18 protein-coding genes and 3 pseudogenes are annotated in these 21,713 nt (G+C 64.4%); 10 read left to right on the top strand and 11 right to left on the bottom strand.

The window, feature by feature from the left end; genetic code table 11:
- Nucleotides 1-36: 36 nt before the first annotated feature.
- The 3 genes and pseudogenes from ACSKB8_RS14775 to ACSKB8_RS14785 form a co-directional block, all read right to left on the bottom strand.
- Entirely contained in the window at nucleotides 37-426 is a 390-nt protein-coding gene (locus tag ACSKB8_RS14775; protein WP_091881014.1) for a response regulator, read from the bottom strand.
- Nucleotides 423-3,464 (bottom strand): annotated as a pseudogene (locus ACSKB8_RS14780) (GAF domain-containing protein). Before ACSKB8_RS14780 ends, ACSKB8_RS14775 begins: the two are co-directional and overlap by 4 nt.
- Before the next feature lie 384 nt (nucleotides 3,465-3,848).
- Complete coding sequence (locus ACSKB8_RS14785) at nucleotides 3,849-4,748, bottom strand: LysR family transcriptional regulator (protein ID WP_128931664.1); 900 nt, start codon at nucleotides 4,746-4,748, stop codon at nucleotides 3,849-3,851.
- A 208-nt stretch (nucleotides 4,749-4,956) separates the two neighbouring features.
- On the opposite strand from ACSKB8_RS14785, the gene ACSKB8_RS14790 reads away from it, so the two are divergent.
- From ACSKB8_RS14790 to ACSKB8_RS14805, 4 genes and pseudogenes are all read left to right on the top strand, one after another.
- Entirely contained in the window at nucleotides 4,957-6,165 is a 1,209-nt protein-coding gene (locus ACSKB8_RS14790; RefSeq protein WP_438104868.1) for an arabinose transporter, read from the top strand.
- The gene (locus tag ACSKB8_RS14795) at nucleotides 6,162-6,938 is read left to right on the top strand and encodes a carboxymuconolactone decarboxylase family protein (protein ID WP_438104869.1); all 777 of its coding nucleotides are present in this window, start codon (nucleotides 6,162-6,164) and stop codon (nucleotides 6,936-6,938) included. The genes ACSKB8_RS14790 and ACSKB8_RS14795 overlap by 4 nt, the downstream gene beginning before the upstream one ends.
- A 121-nt stretch (nucleotides 6,939-7,059) precedes the next feature.
- A pseudogene (locus ACSKB8_RS14800) lies at nucleotides 7,060-7,456 on the top strand ((R)-mandelonitrile lyase).
- Between the two features lie 46 nt (nucleotides 7,457-7,502).
- Nucleotides 7,503-8,276, top strand: a complete 774-nt coding sequence (locus tag ACSKB8_RS14805) for an SDR family NAD(P)-dependent oxidoreductase (RefSeq protein ID WP_438104871.1) — start codon at nucleotides 7,503-7,505, stop codon at nucleotides 8,274-8,276.
- 26 nt (nucleotides 8,277-8,302) lie between these two features.
- Here ACSKB8_RS14805 and greA read toward each other — a convergent pair whose 3' ends face one another.
- The 3 genes from greA to ACSKB8_RS14820 all read right to left on the bottom strand — a co-directional run bounded on the left by greA (nucleotide 8,303) and on the right by ACSKB8_RS14820 (nucleotide 9,808).
- Nucleotides 8,303-8,785 carry a transcription elongation factor GreA gene (gene greA / locus ACSKB8_RS14810; protein WP_438104873.1) on the bottom strand — a complete coding sequence of 161 codons (483 nt, stop codon included), beginning with the start codon at nucleotides 8,783-8,785 and terminating at the stop codon, nucleotides 8,303-8,305.
- Between the two features lie 68 nt (nucleotides 8,786-8,853).
- Entirely contained in the window at nucleotides 8,854-9,339 is a 486-nt protein-coding gene (locus tag ACSKB8_RS14815; protein WP_438104874.1) for a hypothetical protein, read from the bottom strand.
- Nucleotides 9,340-9,472: 133 nt separating this feature from the next.
- Nucleotides 9,473-9,808, bottom strand: a complete 336-nt coding sequence (locus tag ACSKB8_RS14820; RefSeq protein WP_438104876.1) for a hypothetical protein — start codon at nucleotides 9,806-9,808, stop codon at nucleotides 9,473-9,475.
- A gap of 257 nt (nucleotides 9,809-10,065) precedes the next feature.
- On the opposite strand from ACSKB8_RS14820, the gene ACSKB8_RS14825 reads away from it, so the two are divergent.
- Nucleotides 10,066-10,299, top strand: coding sequence for a DUF3551 domain-containing protein (locus ACSKB8_RS14825; protein ID WP_370986162.1), 234 nt, complete (start codon nucleotides 10,066-10,068; stop codon nucleotides 10,297-10,299).
- Nucleotides 10,300-10,346: 47 nt separating this feature from the next.
- Here ACSKB8_RS14825 and ACSKB8_RS14830 read toward each other — a convergent pair whose 3' ends face one another.
- Together ACSKB8_RS14830 and ACSKB8_RS14835 are read right to left on the bottom strand one after the other, a co-directional pair.
- Nucleotides 10,347-10,865, bottom strand: a complete 519-nt coding sequence (locus tag ACSKB8_RS14830) for a hypothetical protein (protein WP_438104878.1) — start codon at nucleotides 10,863-10,865, stop codon at nucleotides 10,347-10,349.
- Nucleotides 10,866-10,903: 38 nt separating this feature from the next.
- Nucleotides 10,904-12,451 (bottom strand): acetolactate synthase large subunit, encoded by a 1,548-nt coding sequence (locus ACSKB8_RS14835; RefSeq protein WP_438104880.1) that lies wholly within the window; start codon nucleotides 12,449-12,451, stop codon nucleotides 10,904-10,906.
- A 266-nt stretch (nucleotides 12,452-12,717) separates the two neighbouring features.
- On the opposite strand from ACSKB8_RS14835, the gene ACSKB8_RS14840 reads away from it, so the two are divergent.
- Both ACSKB8_RS14840 and ACSKB8_RS14845 read left to right on the top strand, forming a co-directional pair.
- Nucleotides 12,718-13,296 carry a L,D-transpeptidase gene (locus tag ACSKB8_RS14840; protein WP_438104882.1) on the top strand — a complete coding sequence of 193 codons (579 nt, stop codon included), beginning with the start codon at nucleotides 12,718-12,720 and terminating at the stop codon, nucleotides 13,294-13,296.
- A gap of 81 nt (nucleotides 13,297-13,377) precedes the next feature.
- A complete protein-coding gene (locus tag ACSKB8_RS14845; protein ID WP_438104883.1) occupies nucleotides 13,378-14,193 on the top strand; it encodes a DUF2927 domain-containing protein in 816 nt (271 codons plus the stop codon).
- A gap of 184 nt (nucleotides 14,194-14,377) precedes the next feature.
- Here ACSKB8_RS14845 and ACSKB8_RS14850 read toward each other — a convergent pair whose 3' ends face one another.
- Nucleotides 14,378-15,505 carry a threonine synthase gene (locus ACSKB8_RS14850; RefSeq protein WP_438104884.1) on the bottom strand — a complete coding sequence of 376 codons (1,128 nt, stop codon included), beginning with the start codon at nucleotides 15,503-15,505 and terminating at the stop codon, nucleotides 14,378-14,380.
- A gap of 384 nt (nucleotides 15,506-15,889) precedes the next feature.
- On the opposite strand from ACSKB8_RS14850, the gene ACSKB8_RS14855 reads away from it, so the two are divergent.
- The 3 genes and pseudogenes from ACSKB8_RS14855 to upp all read left to right on the top strand — a co-directional run bounded on the left by ACSKB8_RS14855 (nucleotide 15,890) and on the right by upp (nucleotide 19,180).
- On the top strand, nucleotides 15,890-17,146 hold the full coding sequence (locus ACSKB8_RS14855) for a GTP cyclohydrolase II (RefSeq protein WP_438104886.1): 1,257 nt from the start codon (nucleotides 15,890-15,892) through the stop codon (nucleotides 17,144-17,146).
- Nucleotides 17,147-17,153: 7 nt separating this feature from the next.
- A pseudogene (locus ACSKB8_RS14860) lies at nucleotides 17,154-18,391 on the top strand (URC4/urg3 family protein).
- A 159-nt stretch (nucleotides 18,392-18,550) separates the two neighbouring features.
- The gene (gene upp / locus ACSKB8_RS14865; RefSeq protein WP_091881044.1) at nucleotides 18,551-19,180 is read left to right on the top strand and encodes a uracil phosphoribosyltransferase; all 630 of its coding nucleotides are present in this window, start codon (nucleotides 18,551-18,553) and stop codon (nucleotides 19,178-19,180) included.
- A 238-nt stretch (nucleotides 19,181-19,418) separates the two neighbouring features.
- Here upp and ACSKB8_RS14870 read toward each other — a convergent pair whose 3' ends face one another.
- Both ACSKB8_RS14870 and ACSKB8_RS14875 read right to left on the bottom strand, forming a co-directional pair.
- Entirely contained in the window at nucleotides 19,419-20,531 is a 1,113-nt protein-coding gene (locus ACSKB8_RS14870; protein ID WP_438104888.1) for a M48 family metallopeptidase, read from the bottom strand.
- Between the two features lie 3 nt (nucleotides 20,532-20,534).
- Nucleotides 20,535-21,680, bottom strand: a complete 1,146-nt coding sequence (locus tag ACSKB8_RS14875; RefSeq protein WP_438110533.1) for a YjgN family protein — start codon at nucleotides 21,678-21,680, stop codon at nucleotides 20,535-20,537.
- Between the last annotated feature and the right edge of the window lie 33 nt (nucleotides 21,681-21,713).

Consider the following 21,713-nt stretch of genomic DNA (forward strand, 5'->3'; position numbering starts at 1 on the left):
GTTCCGGTTTGTCATCGACCACGAGACTGATTGCGGTCATGCGGCCTGCTCGAGCCTTGTATCGATCTCCTGGCGCAGCGCCGCGAAGTCAATTGGTTTGGTCAACAGGTCGGCCGCGCCGTTCTCCAGCGCTTTGCGCTTGGTCTCGGCGTCACCGTAGGCTGTGATCATGATGACCGGAACATCGGGGCGGGCCGAGCGCACGATAGATAGCATCTCCAGCCCGCTCATTCCGGGCATGTTGATGTCAGACAGGATCAGGATCAGGGTGGCATCCTCAATCTCGACTGCACGCTGCAGGGCCGCCGGTGCCGATGGGGCAAACTCCATGAGAAAACGACCGGCGCGCAGATCACGTCGGAACTGCTGGCGGAATAGCGCCTCGACATCGGGCTCGTCGTCGACGACCATGATATAAACGCTCAACTTCTGCCTCCGGTCTGCAATGGTGCCGCCAGCGTGCGCGGCAGCGTAATGATGAACTCTGTATAATCGCCAGCCTCGGTCTCGACCTCGATGCTGCCGCCGTGTTGCTTCACAATGATGTCGTGGCAGATTGAAAGGCCAAGCCCGGTACCTTCGCCTGCGGGCTTGGTGGTGAAGAATGGATTGAATATTTTCTCTCTCACGTCGGCCGGGATGCCCGCGCCATTGTCGCGAATCCGGATTTCGACGGCGCCGCCGAGATTTGTGGTCGTCGCGCGCAGCCTTGGCTCGAAGCCGCCACCGGCGGCGTCCTTTTGTTTGCTAGCCGCGTAGAATCCATTTGAAATGAGGTTGAGGAACACCCGCGTGATTTCCTGCGGATACAGGTCGAGCGCCCCCGCGCTGGGATCGAATTCCTTTCAAGCTTGATGTTGAAACCTGCCTTTTCAGCGCGCGCGCCGTGATAGGCAAGGTTGAGACTTTCCTCAACGATGGCGTTGATATCGGCCGAACGGCGCTCGCCAGAACCCTCGCGCGAGTGCAGAAGCATATTCTTGACGATGGAATCAGCGCGCTTTCCGTGCTGCACGATCTTTTCCAGGTTGCCTTGTAGCATGCGTATCAGCGCGTCGATGTCCTGCCTTGCTGCCTCGCCAAGGGCGGCTGAGCGCAGCCCGTCGCCGAGCTCGTCAATCAGTTCGGAGGAAAGCGCAGCAAAATTATTGACGAAATTGAGCGGGTTCTTGATTTCATGTGCGATGCCGGCGGTGAGTTGCCCGAGTGAGGCAAGCTTCTCGGTCTGGATCAACCGATCCTGCGCGTTTCGCAATTCCTCGAGCGATTGCGACAACTCCATAGTTCGCTCGCGCAGTTCATTCAGCAGGCGTGCATTCTCGATCGCGATCACACCCTGGTGCGCGAAATTGGATACGAGCTCGACCTGTTTGTCCGTGAAGGGCTTAACTTCCTGGCGGAAGATCGTGATGGTGCCGATCAGCTCGTCTTCCCTAAGCATGGGCACGATGACGAGGGTCCTTGCGCCAGCAAGGTCGGCAAGCGCGCGAACGTTCGGGTTGCCTTCGACGTAGGGCGGCTAAGTCCTGATGTCGTCGATATGAACCGTCTGATGAGTTTTCTCGACGGTGCCGAGCCCGCTCGCGGGATGTGGACGAATGCTCTGGTGCAGCCGGGTCTCAACATAAGCTGGCGGCGCGTTGTGCAATGCGACCGTACGAAAGCCGCCTTCCTCGTAGAGATTCATAGTGCCGAAGCTGGCGCCGCAGATCCGTGTCGCATTCTCCAGCATCTTGTGGAAGACCGGAGTCAATGCGCCCGATGAAGCGCTTATGATTTCCAGCACCTCCGACGTTGCGGTCTGCCGCTCCAGCGATTCGTTCAATTGCTCGAACAGACGCGCGTTGCCGATGGCGATAACAGCCTGATCTGCAAAAGTCTGGAGCAGGTTGATCTGCTTCTCGCCGAATGGACGAACCTCGGTGCGACGTAGCACGATCGCACCCATGCTCTCGCCTTCGCGCAACAGCGGCACGCTTAGAACAGTCCGAACGTTGGAGCGAAGCGCATATTCCCGTCCTGTCGGGAATTCGTCCCCTTCGGGCCCAAGCAGGTCGTGCACGTGAACGGTGCGGCGGTCGCTAATGGCCCGGCCGCTGGGCGATTGCACACTGATCGATCGTCGGCTCCACACAACGGGAACTTGTCCATGGTGCGCCTGGACAACGATGTCGTCGCCGTCCCTCAGAACGACTAGCGCATCATATGCCTCGCAAAGCCCGCATGCGCTTTCCACAATCGCTTCGAGCGCCGGACCGACTTCAGTCGGCGAGGAAGCGATAACCCTGAGGATATTGGCGCTGCCGGTCTGGTACGTCAGCGCCTCGGACAGATCTCGCGTCCTGCTTTGCAATTGTTCGAAGAGCCGTACATTCTCGATGGCGATCACGGCCTGGTCGGCAAACGTGGCGACGAGCTCGATCTGCTTTTCCGTGAAAGGCTGCACGCGCTTGCGAGCGATCACGATCGCGCCGATCGGCTCATTCTCGCGCATGAGGGGAACACCGAGCGCCGTGCGCTGACCAGCCATGGTAGTCGACTCGCGCAGGCCGTATTCGGGATCGGCAGCGACGTCGAGGACCTGCACCGGACGGCGCTCGAGTACGGCCCGACCTGTGACCGTGCTCCGTCCGGGGATAATCGGGTGAGCTTGCAGAAACTCGCTGTATTCCGCGGAAAACCCGACCGCGGCACCGGCGTGATATTCATCACCTTCGCGGCGCATGATGAACGCCATCTCCGCTTCGCACAGCCGCGCCGCCGAATCGACCAGCGTGTTGAGCACGGTTTGCAGGTCGAAGGTCGAGCGGCTGATCACCTTCAGCACATCGGCAGTCGCGGTTTGCTGTTGGAGCGATTCGGCGAGATCGCGCGTCTTCGCCTGGACCTCATCGAATAGCCGCGCATTCTCGATGGCGATGACGGCCTGATCGGCGAAGGTCTGCAGAAGCTGCACATGATGTGGAGCGAAGGTGCCAGGCTCGACTTCGCGTGACGCTGATCATGCCGATCACGACGCCGCCGGTCGTGAGCGGAACGAACAGCATGCTGCGAAAGCCGCGGGCGCGCGCGATAAATTTGATTTCGGTCGTCAGCGCCTCAGTGTCGGGGGTCGGTACCACCTTACCCGCCTGCGTTCTTGCGAAACTCTCAAAATCGGCAATCGGCCTCGGAAACATGTTCTGCAAAGCCGCATCGGCGGCAGGATTCGTCGGCGTGAATGCCGCCAGATGGGCCATGCCGTCGATGAAACGGAATACGGTCGTCGAAAAGCCGCCGAGCAAGGCATTGGCCCGCCTCGCGATTGCATCGAATACCGGCTTCACCTCCGATGGCGAACTGGCAATGATCTTGAGAATGTCCGCGGTGGCGCTCTCGCGATCTTGTGCGGCGCGCAATTCGGCCAGCAGCCGCGCGTTCTCTTGCTGCAAATCCGCCACCACGTCCTGAGGAAGCGCGGCCATCATGAAAATCCACGTCGCCAGCCGGTTCGGGGTCGACGTCAAAATCTGATCAAGAAACCATTGCGAATTATTCCACTGTCGGGTGCTTCCGACCAGACTTATCGTTAGTTGATTTTCAATCGACTACGCGTCAATTCGCCTCCGCGATCGACCGAACCGGCGAGTTCCACCAACTGCCGCTGCCGTCGACTTCCCTCATGCGGCATGATGGCAGGCCTTGACGAGCCGCTGGACCCAAGTGCTACGCTAAGTGCGGCGCCCGCAAGATCCCAGCAACCAGCGTGCAACGATGACCGCACCGTCACCGGTGCAACCACCGAGCTGGAGGGAAGCTCTTGCGCAAAGCGGCATCCTTCGGACATGAAGTCCCGTGGTCATGCCCTTTTACTTACCCCGATATCGGAGCGCTTCCACGAGCAGCGAGAAGGCCGGCGAAGGCTGGCGCCGACTGGGATAGTAGAGATGGTATCCCGAGAACGGCGGGCACCAATCGGAGAGCACGCGGACCAGGCGGCCCTGGGACAGGTAGGGCTGCACATGTCCTTCCGTGAGGTAGGCGAGGCCCAAACCCTTCAACGCTCCGTCCAGCAGAAGTCCCGCGCTGTTGAACACGAGCTGGCCCTCCACCCGCACATTGAGCTCCCGCCCGTTCTTTTCGAATTCCCAGGCGTAGAGGCTGCCGCCGTGCGTCGGCAGGCGGAGGTTGAGGCAATTGTGGTGAGTTAGATCCTGCGGCGTCTTCGGTCGCTTGCGTTCGGCGAAGTATGAAGGCGACCCGACGACCGCCATCCGGAGGTCGGGGCTGACGCGCACGGCGATCATGTCCTTGGCGACGAGCTCGCCGGGACGGATGCCCGCATCAACCTGCTGCGCCACGATGTTGGTGAGCCCGTAGTCGATGATCACCTCGACATGGATATCCGGGTACTTGGGCAGGATCTTTCGGAGCGCCGGCAGCAGGATCTCGGCGGCGGCAAACTCCGTCGCCGTCAGCCGGATGGTTCCGGCAGGCTTTTCGCGCAATTCGCTGAGCGCAGCGAGATCGGCATCCATCTCGGTGAACTTCGGGCCGACGCTGAGGAACAGCCGTTCTCCGGCCTGAGTCGGTGTGACGCTCCGCGTCGTCCGGTTCAACAATCGTACGCCGAGCCGCTCCTCCAGATTCCGGATGATCTGACTGAGCGCGGATTGCGTCATGCCGAGCTTTGCCGCAGCGCGCGTGAAGCTGCGCTCCCTCGCCACTGCGAGGAAGGCGAGGAGATCGCTGGCATCCTCTCTGTTCATTCATAAGCCTGGCTAATGACCGCATGCGAAATCTATCACCTAATCGGTAAGCTGCGGAAGTCTTAGGTTCGGATCAGCCATCGGGTGGCAGGGCGGCTCCAGAACGAAGGCAAGGACCTATGACAGAAGCAATCGAGCTCCCGAACGTCGTCAGCGATGCGCAAGACGCCGATCGCCTGCGCCGACGCAGCACGAGCTCTGAGCTCGCATGTCGGTAACAGCCATTCGAGAGGCCGCTGCGCCGCGCGGCGTCGCCAACCTGATGCCGATCATGGCGGTGGTGTTCGTTGCCTTCCTGGTCATCGGCGTCGCGATGCCGGTCCTTCCGCTTCATGTCCACGATGGATTGGGCCTGGGTACCTTCGTGGTCGGCCTCGTCGCCGGCAGCCAGTTCGCCGCTTCGCTGATCTCGCGACCGTGGGCTGGCCACTTCTCGGATCGAAGCGGCGCGAAGCGCGGCGTGGTCGTCGGCCTGCTCGCTGCCGCGGCCTCCGGACTGCTTTATCTGGCTTCTCTCGGCTTCGCCAACACCCCGCTGGCGTCAGTCTCCATACTGCTGCTCGGCCGTGGCCTGCTTGGCGCGGCCGAGAGTTTCATCATCACCGCTGCGGTGAGCTGGGGACTGGCGCTCGCCGATTCCGGCAGCACCGGCAAGGTCATCGCCTGGGTCGGCTCGGCGATGTTTGCGGCTTTCGCGATCGGCGCGCCCGCGGGATCCGCGCTCTACGCCGCCTACGGCTTCGCGGCGATCGCGACCGCCGCTGCGGTTGCGCCGTTACTGACGCTCCTGCTCGTCGTCCGGCTCCCCGCGGTCCCTCCCCTCCACCACCAGGCCCACACCTCCTTCGCCGAGGTGTTCGGTGCCGTCTGGCTCCCGGGCTTGGGCTCGGCACTCGGCAGCGTCGGCTTCGGCGCGGTCACCACATTCGCCGCGTTGTTGTTCGCGAACCGCGGATGGGCCAACGGATGGCTGGCCTATTCCGCTTACGCCATCGCCTTCATCCTGGCGCGGGTGTTCTTCAGTCATGTGGCCGATGTGCTCGGCGGAGCAAAGGTCGCGCTGGTCTGCGCGGGAATCGAAGCCGCCGGCCAGGCGCTGATCTGGCTTGCCGTCCGGCCCGAGATGGCGCTCGCCGGCGCCGCGCTCACCGGCTTCGGCTTCTCGCTGGTCTATCCGGGGTTCGGCGTCGAAGCCGTGCGCAGCGTTCCCATGCAGAGCCGCGGGCTCGCCATGGGAGCATACACGGCGTTCCTGGATCTCGCGCAAGGGCTCGCGAGCCCGGCACTCGGATTGATCGCGACCGGCGCACGACTGAACGTCGTCTTTCTCGTCAGCGCCGTGACCGTGCTCTGCGCAGCCCTGGTGGCGCTGTGGCTGATGGCGCACCCGACAAGCTTGGAAGGAACCCCGTCATGAGGATGCTCGCGACCTTGCTTTCATTGTGTCTGTTCGCCGGCGCTGCCGCCGGACAGACGTCCATCGCAGGAGTAAATCCAATGCCAAAGCCGGAAGACGTCCGCGCCGTCGCTCCCGCCCTCGAAGGCTATGCGCAAAAATTCGTTCTCGGCGATCTCTGGAAACGACCGGGGCTGTCGCGGCGGGATCGCAGCATCGTCACCGTCGCCGCGCTGATCGCGCGCGATCAAACCGTCGAGCTGCCGTACTACCTGAACCTCGCGCTCGACAGCGGCGTGAAGCCGTCGGAGATATCGGAGATCATCACGCATCTGGCCTTCTACACCGGCTGGGCGAACGCAATGGATGCGATCCCGGCGGCGAGGGAGGTGTTCAGGAGCCGCAACATCGGGGCCGATCAGCTCCCGCCGGCCTCGGGGCCGCAGCTGCCGCTCGATGAGACCGCGGAGAAGCAGCGGGCGACGCGGGTTGCAGAGCAGTTCGGGCAAATCACGCCAAGCCTGGTCCAGTACACGACCGACGTGCTGTTCCGGGATCTCTGGCTCAGGCCGGCGCTGGCGCCGCGCGACCGCAGCCTGGTCACCGTGAGCGCTCTCATCGCGACCGGCCAGGTCGCGCAGATCACCTATCACCTGAACCGCGCGATGAACAATGGGTTGACGCGGGAGGAAACCGGCGAAGTGCTCGGCCATCTCGCCTTCTACGCCGGCTGGCCCAACGCATTCTCCGCAGCGCCAGTGATCAAGGACGTCATCGAGAAGCGTCCGCGCTGAGCGGAGACACACCGTGATCACACGACGGGACGTACTCATCGCCGGCAGCGCCGCCGCCACTCTCGGAATTCAGAGGGTGCAGGCGCGCGCGTCCGAAGCACAGAAGGAGGCTCAAATGGAAATCGACATCAAGAGAAACGGGTCTCGGCCCTCGCAGAAGGGCTCCCAAGACTGGTTTACCGGCAGCGTCCGCATCGATCCGCTGTTTCAGGCGCAGGATCCGGCTCGCACTGGGGCCGGCCAAGTCACGTTCGAGCCAGGTGCCCGGACTGCCTGGCACACGCATCCACTCGGGCAGACGCTGATCATCACGGCCGGACTCGGCTGGGTTCAGCGCGAGGGCGGCCCGATCGAGGAAGTCCGCCCCGGCGACGTCGTTTGGTTCCCGCCCGGACTGAAGCACTGGCATGGAGCTTCGCCGACGACGGCGATGACACACATCGCAATCCAGGAGTTCCTCCGGCGGCAAGAACGTGGATTGGCTGGAGAAGGTGAGCGACGAGCAATATCGGAAGTGATGCGCAGGCGCTGTAGAGTACGTCCAGTAATCCGGAGAAACAGCGCATGGCGATCGTATTCATCACGGGCAGCACGGACGGTCTCGGCCGGGCGGCGGCACAATCACTCCTCGATCAAGGTCACCGCGTGGTGCTGCACGCACGATCGGTCGATCGCGCCGCGGCGCTTGGCGTGCTCAGGTCGCGTGCCGCCGGAATGGTGGTCGGCGATCTCAGAAGTGCGGCTGAGACGAAGAGCATCGCGGACCAGGTCAATGCGATCGGCCGCATGGATGCGATCATCCACAACGCCGGCGTCTACACCCAGCGGAGCCGCGGCTCGACTCCGGAAGGCCATGCGAGCACGCTGGCGATCAACACGCTTGCGCCGTACATGCTGACGGCACTGATCGAGCGGCCCCGCCGACTGATCTACCTCAGCAGCGGGCTGCACCGCGGCGGCGAGGACTCGCTGGATGACCTCGACTGGAACAGGCGCGCCTGGGATTCGGCAAAGGCCTACGCCGACAGCAAGCTGCACGTGGTCGCCCTGGCGTTCGCGTTGGCGCGGCGCTGGCCCAACGTCCTCAGCAACGCCGTCGATCCCGGATGGGTGCGCACGAAGATGGGTGGTGCGAGCGCCCCGGTCGATCTCGACACCGGGCAACGGACTCAGACCTGGCTGGCGGTGAGCGAGGATTCCGCGGCCCTGGTCAGCGGGCGCTACTGGCATCACCTGCGGCAGGAGGAGCCAGCCGATGAGGCGACGGACCCGGGATTTCAGGAGGACCTCATCGCAAAATTGGGCAAGCTGACGGGCGTTGAACTCCCACAGGTCTAGGCGGGGGCCATAGACCGATGCGCTCGCTACGCGATCGACAGGATTTCGATCTCCTGGTTGCCTGAACCAACGACATCGCCGACCGCCTTCCCCATCAACGATCTCGCGACCGGCGAGACGAAGGAGATCGACCCTGCCTTCGGATCGGCCTCGTCCTCGCCGACGATGCGATAGGTTTGCACGCGGCCATCGGCGCGGCTGAAGGTCACCGTGCTGCCGAACGCGACTGTGTCGATCGAGGTCGGATCGGAAACGACCTGCGCCGTGCGCAGCCTTTCCGTCAGATAGCGGGCATCGCGCAAGGGCACGGCCGATTGCCGGCGCTTCTCGTTGACGTCCTCGATGGCTTGCGCGGCTTCATAGGCCGCGCGCGCCTCGGCAAGCTGAGCCTGCAATAACTGCAAGCCTTTTTCCGTCACGAGGTTTGGATGCGGCGAGATCGGGCGATCCGGCAACAGCGTCTCGGACGCGGTTTCGGCGCTCTCTTCCTTGGTAAAGGCGACGCTCAATTTCAAAATCCTGTCGAACTTGTTTTGGCTAATGGCGCGACGCTCGCGCCGCCCGCCGATTGCCCTGACTATATCTCAAGTTCGACGAAGCGGCGCAGCTTGAAGACGAGGTCCGGCAGGGCCTGGCGGAACCGGGTCGCGTTCCGGAACGTGGTCGAGAACGGCGCGAAGGTGATCATGGCGTTCCAGTGCCGGTAGCCATAGACCGTGACCGAGACGCCGGTCGCCGGAAAATTCTCGATCTTGCGCAATTCACCAAGCACGAGATCGGCAATTGCTTCCGCAGGCAGCAATTTCTTGCCGTCTCGTGTGGTGGCGATTTTCGGAGGTGGCGCGACCGGCTTGGTCTCGGCTGGTACGGCTTCGGGGGCCGGCTCGAACTCCGCCGGCTCCGCATCGGTGCTGGACGGCTCGACCGCCTCGAACCCGTTCGTCGGCGCTGTCGGAGGAGCCTCGGTGAGCGGCGGCGGCGTCACGACGTCCGCGCGCTTGTTGCCTCCAAGGATGCTGGTGATCATGGCCACAAGGCCAGCATCCTTCCCGTCGTCACTCATTCCTTCCCCCGGACTTAAGCCTAATCTAGCACCGCGCGCCACAATGTATGTGGTTGGATCCCATGGCCAAGGCCATCCTGCAATGGGCAACGGCGACGCAGCCTCTGATCCGGTCGCGCCGCCATGCGATCCGCTACCGCTTATCGAACGGAATGTATTGCTGGTACTGCTTGGGCACCGAGCTGCGGTAGCGCGCGGGAACGGTGCCGGTGTCGATCGAATGATCGATCTCCTGCTGCCGCGTCATCTTCTTCTTCGCCGGCTTCTTCAATGCGCTCTTCTTGGAATCGGTCGGCTGGCTGGAGGTGTCGGTGGTCGCAGCCGGTGCCGTCGTCGCGGCCGGCGCAGTGGTTGTCGCGGCAGGTGCAGCGGTTCCGCCGGCGGCCGGCGCGCTCTGCGCCAGCGCGAGCGGCGTTTGCATCATGAGCACCAGCGCTGCCGTTGCAGCCAGCAAATATGATTTCTGCATCAGAACCTCCAAAATGCCTGATCCGAATGAGGCAAGCCTAGTCCCACGGGATCGAGGCGTGCAAGGTCGTTGAGATAGGTCGGAACCTGTGCGCGAACTGTGGTGGAGATCACATTGTCCGGCGCCGGCTGCGTCACGATGTACATTATGTCGAACGCATCCCGCGTCGCGGACACCAACACAGCATGACCATGCGTCAGACAGGCCACGGGAACGCCAAGGCACGGCCGTTCCACCATGCTCGAAGGAGATTTGAAATGCGTCGCACCATCCTCACGCTTGCATCGTTCGCAACCGTGATCGCAGCGTCATTGTCGGCGGCGCCGGCCCAGGCCGCAAACGACAGATACTGCCTGCAAGGCCGCCAGTGGGGCTATCCCGGCAATTGCCAGTTCGCGAGCTATCAGCAATGTGCGGCCACCGCCTCCGGCACGTCGGCCTATTGCGGCATCAACCCGCGCTACGCGTACTCGCAGCCGTACTATTACTGACGACCTGACGAGCTGGCGGCGTGCGTGACCGCGCACGTCGCGCTGCTCTATGCGCGAATTCCGAGGCTGGTCTCCTCCAGCCGCGTCGCGAACCAGCGCGACAGCGCCTCGTCGACGAGGCCGCTGACGTAAACCTCCGACATCGTCACGTGGTGCGCGTCCAGCACCAGCAGCAAGCCGATCCAATAGGGAAACCAGACATGCACGTCGGTCAGCGCCCTCAGCTTGTGCTGATCGTGCTCGAGCGGCGTGTGATTGCTCGCCTTGCGGATCTCGACAGTGAGCAGATTGTTCGGGATCTCGCGCTGGTGCACGGCGACATCAGGATAGATCGATTTGCCGAGATGGTCGTCGGTCGAGATGATGCTGCCGTGCGGCAGATGCAGCGTGCGCTCGCCGAGCCGGTCGTAGTTGCAGTCGACTGACCAGCCGGAGAACTGCTTCTCCAGGTGCACGGCGAAGCGGTGCGTGATCGCGCGCTCGCCGACGTCCTTCTCGAACAGGAATGCTTCCTGCGCGTAGAAGTCCCGGAGCGCCGCGATCACCTTGTTCAGCTCGGTCTGCATCGTGCCTCCGGGCTCACGGCGCTCGGTCTGTTGACGTCCTACATCTGAACTTCGATCAGCCGCGGGCCGGGCTCGGCGACGGCCTCAGTCAGCGCTTTGTTGAGCTCGTCGGCATTGGTGACGGCGCGGCCGGGCACGCCCATGCCCTTCGCCAGCGCGACGAAATCCAGCGTCGGCCGATCGAGCCGCAGCATGTCGTTGGCGCGCTGGCCGGGCTCGCCGGCGCCGACATTGTCGAACTCGCCGCGCAGGATCTGGTAGATGCGGTTGGCGAACACGATGGTGACGATGTTGAGGTTCTCGCGCGCTTGCGTCCACAGCGACTGGATCGTGTACATCGCGCTGCCGTCGCCGACCATGGTGATCACCTTGCGGTCCGGACAGGCGATGGCGGCGCCGATCGACAGCGGGGTCGAGAAGCCGATCGAGCCGCCCATGTTCTGGAGCCAGTCGTGCGGCGCGGCCGCGGCCGTCGGCGGGAAGAAGCCGCGGCCGGTGGTGAGGGATTCGTCGACCATGATCGCGTTCTCGGGGATCGCACAGGCGATCGCCTGCGCGATCGAGGCGAAGGTGAGCGCGCCGGTCGGCTTGACCAGCTCCTGCAACGCCTGCGGCTTGACGTCCTTGGCGCTGGCCTTCACAGCGCCGGCAAGCGCTTCCAGCGCCGCGACCGAGTGCTCGCCCCAGGAGGTCATGCGATGGACCTCGCAGCCCTGAGGCTTGAGCATGCTCGGCTTGTTCGGATAGGCGAAGAACGCCACGGGATCGTCGGACTCGACCAGCACGATGTGACGGAATTTTGCCAGCATCGGCAGCGCGTTCTCGATGACGTAGTGGATGCGGTCGATCGAGAAACGGCCGCGGCCGCGCGCCATCTTCGGGCGGAAGGTCGGGCCCATCACCGTGCAGCCGGTCTTGCCGGCGATGCGCTCGGCCAGCGCCAGGCCATGCTCGCTCAGCGCGCTGCCGGTCATCAGCAGCAGCGTGCCCTCGCCGTCGCGATGCAGGATTTTTGCGGCCTGCTCGACCGCCTGCGGCGAATAGCTCGCCCGCTGCTGCTCGGCCGGAACATCGGCGACGCCGTCGGCTTCGTTCCAGGCGGTGTCGGCAGGCAGGATCAGGGTCGCGATCTGCGGCGGCGCGCTTTTGGCGGCGGCAATCGCAGCGGCGCCGTCGGCAGCAACCGATTTGGAATCCGGCGAGGTGCGGACCCAGGATGACATCGGCCGGGCCAGGCCCTCGATGTCGGAGGTCAGCGGCGCGTTGTAGCCGATGTGGTAGACCGCGTGCTGGCCGACGATGTTGACGATGCCGGAATTGGCCTTCTTGGCGTTGTGCAGATTGGCAAGGCCGTTGGCGAGACCGGGGCCGAGATGCAGCAGCGTCGAGGCCGGCGTGCCCTTCATGCGGAAATAGCCGTCGGCGGCGCCCGTCACCACGCCTTCGAACAGCCCGAGCACGCAGCGCATGCCCGGTACGCGGTCGAGCGCTGCGACAAAATGCATCTCGGAGGTGCCGGGGTTGGTGAAGCAGACGTCCACCCCGCCCTTGACCATTGTCCGCACCAGGCTTTCCGCACCGTTCATTCCAAGGCTCCCACGACCGGCATTATCCAGATATCGGTTCGATCAATCATTGTTCGCGCGTGCCGTCAAAGCAATAGCCGCCATCGCTGCCCTGCCCCGCGTGACGATGCGCCGGCTTGGCTAATTCTTTTCGGCAAATTGGCGTGGTTGCCGATTTGGTAACGCCAATCGTTAAGCATGGTGTTCCTCACGGGGCCGTGGCTTGCGGAAAGCCTGCAAATATGGCCTGTGGCTGTCATTGAATCGATTTTTTGCTGGGGGAGACAATGATCCGGTTTTTTGCCGCGCCGATCGCCGCCATCGCACTGCTGTCGGCCATGGCGGGCGGCGTGCTCGCCGAAGAGTTCGACACGCGCGACATCATGGGTGGCGGCCCGAACTTCTTCCGTTCCGGCGCAAATCCCGTCCCCCGCACCACCGTCATCTATAACGGCAATTACGCGCCCGGCACGATCGTGGTGAACACCGGCGAGCGGCGGCTGTACCTGGTGCTCCAGAACGGCCAGGCGCTGCGCTACGGCATCGGCGTCGGCCGCGACGGCTTCCGCTGGGGCGGGGTGCACAAGATCACCGCCAAGAAGGAATGGCCGGCCTGGACGCCGCCGTCGCAGATGCTGGCCCGCCGGCCCGACCTGCCGCGCCACATGAAGGGCGGCCTCGACAATCCGCTCGGCGCCCGCGCGATGTATCTGGGCTCGACCCTCTATCGCATCCACGGCTCCAACGAGCCGGAGACGATCGGCCAGGCGGTGTCCTCGGGCTGCTTCCGCATGACCAATGAGGACGTCACCGATCTCTACAGCCGCGTCGCGGTCGGCACCACCGTGGTGGTGCTGAACGATTAGGCCGCTACAGCGGGAACCCGCGAGGCGCGTGAATTTGCGGGCTTGTGCGCGCGACGCGGAATGCGGCAGCGTCGCACGACAATGAGCGCATTGAACCTGACCGCGCCCGCCTTCCGCATCGCCCTCTTGGCGCTCGCCGCGCTCACATTGGTGCCTGATACCGCTACCACGGCCCGCGCGGGTGAACTGCCTGCGATCGCCTCGCGCCAGCGCTCCGAGAAGAAGAGCTTTACCGACGGCGAGATCGTCGAGGGTTTTCTCAAGACGGCGTTCGGCGCCGAGTACCACCTCGCCGGCCGCGTCGACCGCATCCGCAAGTTCGACGGGCCGGTGCGCGTCTACGCCGAGGGCGACCGCGCCGATCGCAAGACGCAGCTTGCGAAGGTCGTGAACGACATCGCCACGCGCGTGCAGCATCTCGACATCGCCATGACCACGACCAGCGAGGCGGCGAATGTGCGGGTCAAGCTCGTGCGCGACCGCGATCTCTACCGCACCCTCACCAGCTTTTACGGCGCCGAGAAGGCGCGCGAGATCCGCACCTCGCTGGATCCGCAATGCCTGTCCGGCTTCCGCAAGAACGATAATTTCGAGATCGAGCATTCCGACGTCATCCTCACCGTCGACAACGGCGATTTCGTCTTCCTCGACTGCGCCTATGAGGAGCTGCTGCAATCGCTCGGTCCCATCAACGACACCGCCAGCGTGCCGTGGACCATGTTCAACGATAACGTCTCGATGGGCTATTTCGACGTCTACGATCAGTACATCCTCAATCTGCTCTACGATCCCCGCATCAAGGCGGGCATGACGGTGGCGGAGGTCAAGGCGCTGCTGCCCGCCGTGCTCAAAGATGTGCGCGCCTGGGTGAAGCGGGTGAATGATCTGAAGGAGTGAGATGCTTCTTTTCCCTCTCCCCTTGTGGGAGAGGGTGGCTCGCCGCATCGCGGCGAGACGGGGTGAGGGGTTGTCTCCGCGAGTTCAATTCTCATTTGAGTATGCGGAGAGAGAGAGACCCCTCATCCGGCGCTTCGCGCCACCTTCTCCACAAGGGGAGAAGGAAGAGAACTTCCTCTCCGCCCTACTGCACGAGATCGGCAACGGTGGTTGCGGCCTTCAGGCCCGTGCCAGTGAGGACGGCAACTGTGGTTTCGTTCACCTTGATGGCTCCGGCAGCGAACAGTTTGTCCAGCGCGGCGGCTGCGCTGGCGCTGGTCGGCTCGGCGAACAGGCCTTGCCGCGCAAGACGCCGCAGGGCGGCGACGATCTCATCCTCGGTGAGCGCGACGGTGCCGCCGCCGCTCTCGCGCAAAGCGCCGATGATTTCGCGCAGACGCAACGGATTCTTGATGGCGGTGCCTTCGGCGATGGTTTTGTGCACCTCGCGCGCGACAGGCGTATCCACACCGGCCTTGAAGCTCGCATCGATCGGCGAGCAGTTGAGCGGCTGCGCCGCGAACAGGCGCGGCAGTTTTGCGATCTGACCGGCCCTCAGCAACTCGCGGAAGCCGAAGGCGCAACCGAGCAGGCTGCTGCCGGCCCCGACCGGAACGATGACGTTGTCGGGCGCGCGAAAGCCAAGGTCTTCCCAGATCTCATACGCAAGCGATTTGGTGCCTTCGAGGAAGAACGGCTGCCAATTGTGGCTGGCGTAAAACGTCTGATGCGACTGGCGGATGGCCTCGGCTTCCAACTCCTCGCGCGGGCCCTCGACGAGTTGCACCGCGGCGCCATAAGCGCGCACCTGCGCGATCTTGGCCGGCGAGGTCGAGGCGGGCGCGAGGATCTTCACCCGCATGCCGCCGGCGGCACCGAGCCCCGCCATCGACGAGCCACCATTGCCGGAGGAGTCCTCCAGCACCGCATTGACGCCGATCTGGCGCAGGAAGGACAGCATCACGGAAGAGCCTCGGTCCTTGAAGCTGCCGGTCGGATTGAACCATTCCAGCTTGAACAACGGCCGCAGCTCGCCCCACTGCTGCTGGACCAATGGCGTGCAGCCCTCGCCGAGCGTGATCGGATTCTTGATCTCGACCGGCAGCGCGGCCCGGTAGCGCCAGAGCGAGCGCGTGCGGGGCTCGATGTCCTCGCGCGAGATACCGGCTCCCGGCGTCACCAGCAGTGGCGTGCGCTCGTCCGAGCACCAGCGCGGCTGATCCAACGGATAAAGTTGTCCGTTGCGGGGGTCGATGTAGCTGGCGGCGGGCATGGCAGTCTCCTGGGCAAGGGCGATCCGCACGATTGGCCTGATGTCACGTCTTGTCGAGAACCTGACACCCCGTCGCGCGAAACGACGCAGCCCCTTGAAAACATGAAAAATGGAAATATTTCAATTCCTTAAACTGGCCGCACAGGCAGAGCGGCGAGGTCGGCCAACGCGGGCGCGCGGTGTCAAACGGAGGGCCTGCCGGCGCGTTGACCGACGGGAATTTGGCAACAAAGACCCTGCCCGTCCGGCACGATTAACTTGTCTGTCGTCGCCGGCCGCTACAATATGTTGGATTGAGCTCGCGTCGCCGGTGTCCTCGACTGGCAACGCGACCGAGCCAGGCCCGTCCGAACGGCGGGCCGTTGGCTTTTTGGGAGCCTGGACATGAGCCGCGCGAATCGTACCGACCACATCCGCCTGACCTCCCATCCGGAGCCAGGCCGGAAGGCCGCCTTCCCGATCCATTGGGGCGCCGCCGACGCGCGCGCCCGCGGGCCGATCATCGGCACGGTGTCGCGCGCTGGGGATCGCAACGTGATCGGCAGCCATGGCGGATCCTATGCGATGTACCGGGCGCTCGCGGTGTCCGCCGGCGCGCTCGATCCGATCAGGCGTCCCGACCTCACCAACACGTTCCCGGCCGCGACCATCGGCCCGTTCCCGCAATGGAGTGATCCCACAAAAATCGTCGCGCTCGATCCCTGGGGCCATCTCGTTGCGGAGAACTTCCGCCGGGAGATCGCCGAAGGCGCCGATATCAGGCCAAGCATCGCGGTGACGCGGGCGCGGCTGGACCTGCCGGAGATCCGCGAGGCGCTGGCCGCAAAGCGGCTGCGCGCCGACGGCGAGGTCGTGCACGCCAATGGCAGCGTGTCGGTGGTCAAGATCGCGATCGATCCGGTCTGGCACCTGCCCGGCCTTGCGCAGCGCTTCGGCACCAGCGAGACCGAGCTGCGCCGCACGCTGTTCGAGCAGACCGCCGGCATGTTCCCCGAGCTGGTGACGCGGCCGGATATGAAGGTGTTCCTGCCGCCGATCGGCGGCACCACCGTCTACATGTTCGGCGACGTCAGCAAGCTGCCGGACCATCGAACCAAGATCACCTGCCGCGTGCATGACGAGTGCAACGGCTCCGACGTGTTCGGCTCCGACATCTGCACCTGCCGGCCCTATCTCATCCACGGCATCGAGGAATCCGCGCGCGGCGCGCAGGAGGGCGGGCTCGGGCTCGTGGTCTACAACCGCAAGGAAGGCCGCGCGCTCGGCGAGGTCACGAAATTCCTGGTCTACAATGCGCGCAAGCGCCAGGAGGACGGCGACGCGGCCGCGGCCTATTTCGAGCGCACCGAATGCGTCGCAGGCGTCCAGGACGCGCGCTTCCAGCAATTGATGCCGGATACCATCCACTGGCTCGGCTTGACGCGCATCGATCGCTTCCTGTCGATGAGCGACATGAAATACAACGCGCTGACCTCGCAGGGCATCGACATCGTCGAGCGTGTGCCGATCCCGCCGGAGCTGATTCCCGCCGACGCCTATGTCGAGATCGCCGCAAAGAAGGCCGCCGGCTATTACTCGACCGATATCGCGCCGGAAAAGGACGTCAACGACGTGGTCGGGCGTTCGCTGGAAAAATACTGATCGCGCGATGGCGGACGCTTTGGAACGAGAGGCGCGCTCGCTGCTCACCGCAGCGGCGGTTCGCGCGCGGGCCGCGCAGATGCTCGAGCTCGGCATGGCCGGGGACTCCAGCATTTTACCATCGATCTCGACCGCATGGACGGCGTTGCGGAGGCGGTGCTCGCGGTGACGCGCAAGGCCTATCCGACGCTGGACGTTCCCTTCCATGCGCGGTGGCGGCATTTCGTGCTTGGCGGTGTCGATCGCTGGGCGGAGCTTGCGGACGCTACGTCCTGGCCCGATCGCGCGGCGCGGGCGCGCGCGGAGTTCGACCTTGCCATCGTCAGCGTGCTGCTCGATGCCGGCGCGGGTCCGGCGTGGCGATACCGTGGCGCGATGACAGGAGAAAGCATCGGCCGGTCCGAAGGGCTCGCCATCGCAAGCCTCGACATGTTCGCTGGCGGCCTCTTCTCGGGCGATGCCGGCACGCCGTTCAGGGCCGATGCGGAAGTGCTTGCGCAACTGCCGCTGGCTGCGCTCACATCCGCGTTTCAGGCAAGCGACGCCAATCCGCTGCTCGGCCTCGACGGACGCACCGATTTGCTGCGGCGTCTCGGCAAGCTGGTGGCGGAACGGGCTGAGGTTTTCGGCCTGCGCGATACGCCGCGGCCTGGCGGCCTGTTCGATCACATCGCGGCGCAGGCGAATGGCGGCATCATCGCCGCTCCGGCAATCCTGTCGGCAGTACTGAACCAGCTCGGACCGATTTGGCCATCGCGGCTCGAGCTAGCGGGAATTCCGCTCGGCGATTGCTGGCGCCATCCGGCGATCGAGGCCGATGACGCGACCACCGGTCTCGTACCGCTGCACAAGCTGTCGCAATGGCTGAGCTATTCGCTGATCGAGCCGCTCCAGCGCGCAGGCTTCGATGTGACCGACATCGACGGCCTGACCGGGCTGGCCGAATACCGCAATGGCGGACTGTTCATCGATCATGAGGTGCTGCACCTGCGCGATCCCGCGGACGCTGCGCGCGCGCATGCGGTGGACTCGCTGCTCGTCGTCGAGTGGCGCGCTCTCACTGTTGCCCTGCTCGATCGGCTGGCGGAGCGCATCCGCGCCAAGCTCGGCCGCACGCCAGAGACGCTGCCGCTCGCCAGCATCCTGGAAGGCGGCACCTGGGCAGCGGGCCGCACTATTGCCTTCGCGCGCCGGCCCGATGGTTCGCCGCCGCTCAAGGTGATCAGCGACGGCACGGTTTTTTAACCCTCTCCCCTTGTGGGAGAGGGTGCCTCGCGACAGCGAGGCGGGTGAGGGGTTCTCTCCGCGAACCCATCTCTCAGTGAAGTTCGCGGAGACGACCCCTCATCCGGCGCTTCGCGCCACCTTCTCCCGCAAGGGGAGAAGGAAGAAAGGCATCCCATCATGCAAGGCGTCACGATCGTCGATCACCCGCTGGTGCAGCACAAGCTGACGCTGGTGCGGGACAAGTCCATCTCGACCAAGTCGTTTCGCGAGCTGATCAAGGAGATCGGCATGCTGCTCTGCTACGAGGTGACGCGCGATTTGCCGCTCACCGACGTCGTGGTCGACACGCCGCTGGCGCGGATGCACTCGGCCAAGATCGCCGGCAAGAAGCTGGTGTTCGTGCCGATGCTGCGTGCCGGCACCACCTTCGTCGACGGCATGATGGACCTGGTGCCGACCGCGCGCGTCGCCCATATCGGACTCTACCGCGAGCCGCACAGCTTTGCCGCGGTCGAGTACTTCTTCAAATCGCCGTCCGATCTCGGCGAGCGCCTGGCGATCGTGGTGACGTCGGTGGTCGCCACCGCCAATACGGCCGTGGCCGCCATCGACCGGCTGAAGGAGCGCGGCGCCAAGGATATCCGCCTCGCCTGCCTGATCGCCGCGCCGGAAGGACTTGAGCGGCTGCGAGGTCTGCATCCGGACGTACCGATCTGGACGGCGGCAGTGGATGAGGGGCTCGACGAGAACGGCTTCATTCTACCAGGCCTCGGTGACGCCGGCGACCGCGCTTACGGGACGAGGTAGTTCAGAGCACGATGATGTTAGGTTCGGTCGGCTGTCCGTGGCTTACCTCTCCCCAGCGGGGAGAGGTCGGATTGCTTTGGCGCGCAATTGCGCGCCTGAGCAATCCGGGTGAGGGGCCACGGCGCTCTACTGTAACCCCTCACCCGGATCGCATCTTTCGATGCGATCCGACCTCTCCCTACGGGAGAGGTGATTCGAGTTCTGGGCTCGCACCAATTCAAGCAAAGCTCTTCCTGCTTCAGATCTTCCCGCTGCCGCAAATGCCCTTCAGCGACTGCCACTCCTTGTTCGTCAGCAGCGGCGGGCCGCTGGCGGGACGATCTTCCCTGGTCATCCGCGCGAGCCGGTCCTCCGTGAGCGGATGGCTGGCGAGGATATTTGTCAAACCAGAGCCGCCTTCCTTGCCGGTGATGCGGAACATCAGCTCGGCCGCGGGTTTCGGTGAGCGGCCGAGCGCATGCATGATCTCGATGGCGAAGGTGTCGGCGCCGGTCTCGGCCTCGCGCGAATAGGAGGCTTCGACCACACTGCGCGAGGCGAAGATCACGGCCGAGGAGCCGGTGACGTCGCCGAACAGCAGGCCGATCAGGAACGAGGTGCCGCCGTTGTAGATCAGGCCGCGCATGTTGTCGTGATGCTTGAGATGGCCGAGCTCGTGCGCGAGGATGCCGGCGAGTTCGTCGGGGCTTTCGGCCTTGTCGAGCAGGCCCTTCAGCACGAACACCTTGCCGCCCGGCAGCGCGAACGCGTTCGGCACCGGGCTCGGCAGCACGCCTGCCATCGTGGAATCGTCGTCGAGCCCGGCGGCATCGCGCAGGCGGTTGACGAGCTTTGTGAATGCGGCCTTGCCCGCGGGGTCCTCGCACACTCTGCGGCCGAAGATGGTCTTGACCTGAACCTCAGACGCATCGCCAATGCGTCGCTCGATCGGTTTCGGCACCAGCGGCGCGAGCCGGTCGGCGGCGAGCGGCACACCGAACAACACGACACAGACGATGGAGACGGCGGCGGCCACCGACCAGCCCACGATCTTTGCGACGCCGCGGCGCGAGGTCTGGTGCTCGTCGAGCCACAAGCATCGCGCGGTGAGATCCGCTGCAAGCGCGGCATCACGGATCTCGAGCCGCGCGAGCGGCGGCGCTGACGTCGATGCCAAGCGCAAAACCCCCTCTGGGCCGTCGGCACGGCGGATATCGGCATAGGCCCAGCGAACCGGCGCTTCGCCGTCTTCGGCGATCTCGAGCACGTCCCCGAGCGACAGCATCACCTGACGCCTGCGGCTCGAGACGCCGTCGAAGAAGATCGTCGGCTTCACGGACTGCGCCGGGGCCTCGGCAGACAACTCACTCACAGCTCAAAATCCTGCAACATCCAGTCCATCGGCAAAGCCTTCGCCGAGCGCGCTGGCGAGCTTTCCGCTGCCGCGCACATCCGCCGCGGCCGCGATGTTGTGCACCTCGACGGTCTCCAGCACCTTGGCCCAGAGATCGCGCTGAAGATAGACCCGCATGACGATGTTGACGGCAAGGGCGAGCGCGAAATAGCCGATCACCATCATCACCACCATCGGGATGCTCTTGGCAGCATTGCCAGCCCCGAACACCTCCTCGGCCGAAACGCCGGTCAGGGTGACGACGAGAAAGGCGCCGCCGCCCATGTAGGCCGCGAAGGCGGTCGTGAGCAGCATCCACCAGCCGATCACCTTCCAGTACAGGCCATAGAAGGCGTCATGAGGCAGGTGCGAGGACAGGCTGACGCCGCCGATGCGGATGCCGTCGAGCCACCAGCGCCATTCGCGCGCCTTGAACTCGGCATAGAAGAACGGCGCGAGCGGGAAGATCAGCAGCGCGATCGGGCTGAGCAGCCACAGCCACCAGCCGCGCTTGAAGAACGTCCAGCCGTCGCCTTCGAAATCGCCGGTGAGATCGCCGTAATGGGTGTGCTGCATCTTGTAGCGTTCGAGTGCAGCCTCGCGCCAGGGCAGCGCCAGGCCGAGCGTCAGGAACACCAGCACACCCCACAGCATGGCGCGGAGCGAATAGGCCCAGCCCGAGCCATCCATCCAGAACCGCACGCCGCGCCAGACCGTACGCGTCAGGCGATAGCGCCGCGCGCGAAAAATCGCGAATTGGCCGAAGGCGTAGAAGGCGATGAAGAGCGGCGTCGAGGCAAAACCCTGCCAGCGCTCGAATTCGATGCCGACAAGAAAATACGCGAGATAGATCGGCATCAAGATCGCAAGCGCGAACAGGAAGCCGACCAAGAGCTCCTTAGCCCGTCCGGTGTATTCGGCGGCATCGCCGTCCACCGCGGTGTTCGTCCACAGATGACGGCGAATGTCGGTGACGAGCCAGAACCGGTAGAAGCCGAAGGTGACGAGTTCGAGCATGGCACCCTTGGTGGCCAATTTGCGGAACTCGGAGCGGTTGCCGGTGAAATCGACCCGCGTGGGCGGCAGCGGCGGCGGGACGGGTTCGGAGCCGATGGGGGCCCATTGCATGTCGTTCACGGCGGCAACCTCGGGGTGCGGATC

The sequence above is a fragment of the Bradyrhizobium sp. BR 1432 genome (genome assembly GCF_051547705.1).
GTDB lineage: Bacteria > Pseudomonadota > Alphaproteobacteria > Rhizobiales > Xanthobacteraceae > Bradyrhizobium > Bradyrhizobium zhanjiangense.

Bases quoted from the DNA above. Each gene is read 5' to 3' on its own strand.
- ACSKB8_RS14820 (WP_438104876.1), bottom strand. From the start codon at position 9,808: ATGCAGAAATCATATTTGCTGGCTGCAACGGCAGCGCTGGTGCTCATG.
- ACSKB8_RS14830 (WP_438104878.1), bottom strand. From the start codon at position 10,865: ATGCAGACCGAGCTGAACAAGGTGATCGCGGCGCTCCGGGACTTCTAC.
- upp (WP_091881044.1), top strand. From the start codon at position 18,551: ATGCAAGGCGTCACGATCGTCGATCACCCGCTGGTGCAGCACAAGCTG.
- ACSKB8_RS14850 (WP_438104884.1), bottom strand. From the start codon at position 15,505: ATGCCCGCCGCCAGCTACATCGACCCCCGCAACGGACAACTTTATCCG.
- ACSKB8_RS14875 (WP_438110533.1), bottom strand. From the start codon at position 21,680: ATGCAATGGGCCCCCATCGGCTCCGAACCCGTCCCGCCGCCGCTGCCG.
- ACSKB8_RS14825 (WP_370986162.1), top strand. From the start codon at position 10,066: ATGCGTCGCACCATCCTCACGCTTGCATCGTTCGCAACCGTGATCGCA.
- ACSKB8_RS14855 (WP_438104886.1), top strand. From the start codon at position 15,890: ATGAGCCGCGCGAATCGTACCGACCACATCCGCCTGACCTCCCATCCG.
- ACSKB8_RS14815 (WP_438104874.1), bottom strand. From the start codon at position 9,339: ATGAGTGACGACGGGAAGGATGCTGGCCTTGTGGCCATGATCACCAGC.
- ACSKB8_RS14785 (WP_128931664.1), bottom strand. From the start codon at position 4,748: ATGAACAGAGAGGATGCCAGCGATCTCCTCGCCTTCCTCGCAGTGGCG.
- ACSKB8_RS14835 (WP_438104880.1), bottom strand. From the start codon at position 12,451: ATGAACGGTGCGGAAAGCCTGGTGCGGACAATGGTCAAGGGCGGGGTG.
- ACSKB8_RS14845 (WP_438104883.1), top strand. From the start codon at position 13,378: ATGAGCGCATTGAACCTGACCGCGCCCGCCTTCCGCATCGCCCTCTTG.
- ACSKB8_RS14795 (WP_438104869.1), top strand. From the start codon at position 6,162: ATGAGGATGCTCGCGACCTTGCTTTCATTGTGTCTGTTCGCCGGCGCT.
- ACSKB8_RS14840 (WP_438104882.1), top strand. From the start codon at position 12,718: ATGATCCGGTTTTTTGCCGCGCCGATCGCCGCCATCGCACTGCTGTCG.
- ACSKB8_RS14790 (WP_438104868.1), top strand. From the start codon at position 4,957: ATGTCGGTAACAGCCATTCGAGAGGCCGCTGCGCCGCGCGGCGTCGCC.
- ACSKB8_RS14805 (WP_438104871.1), top strand. From the start codon at position 7,503: ATGGCGATCGTATTCATCACGGGCAGCACGGACGGTCTCGGCCGGGCG.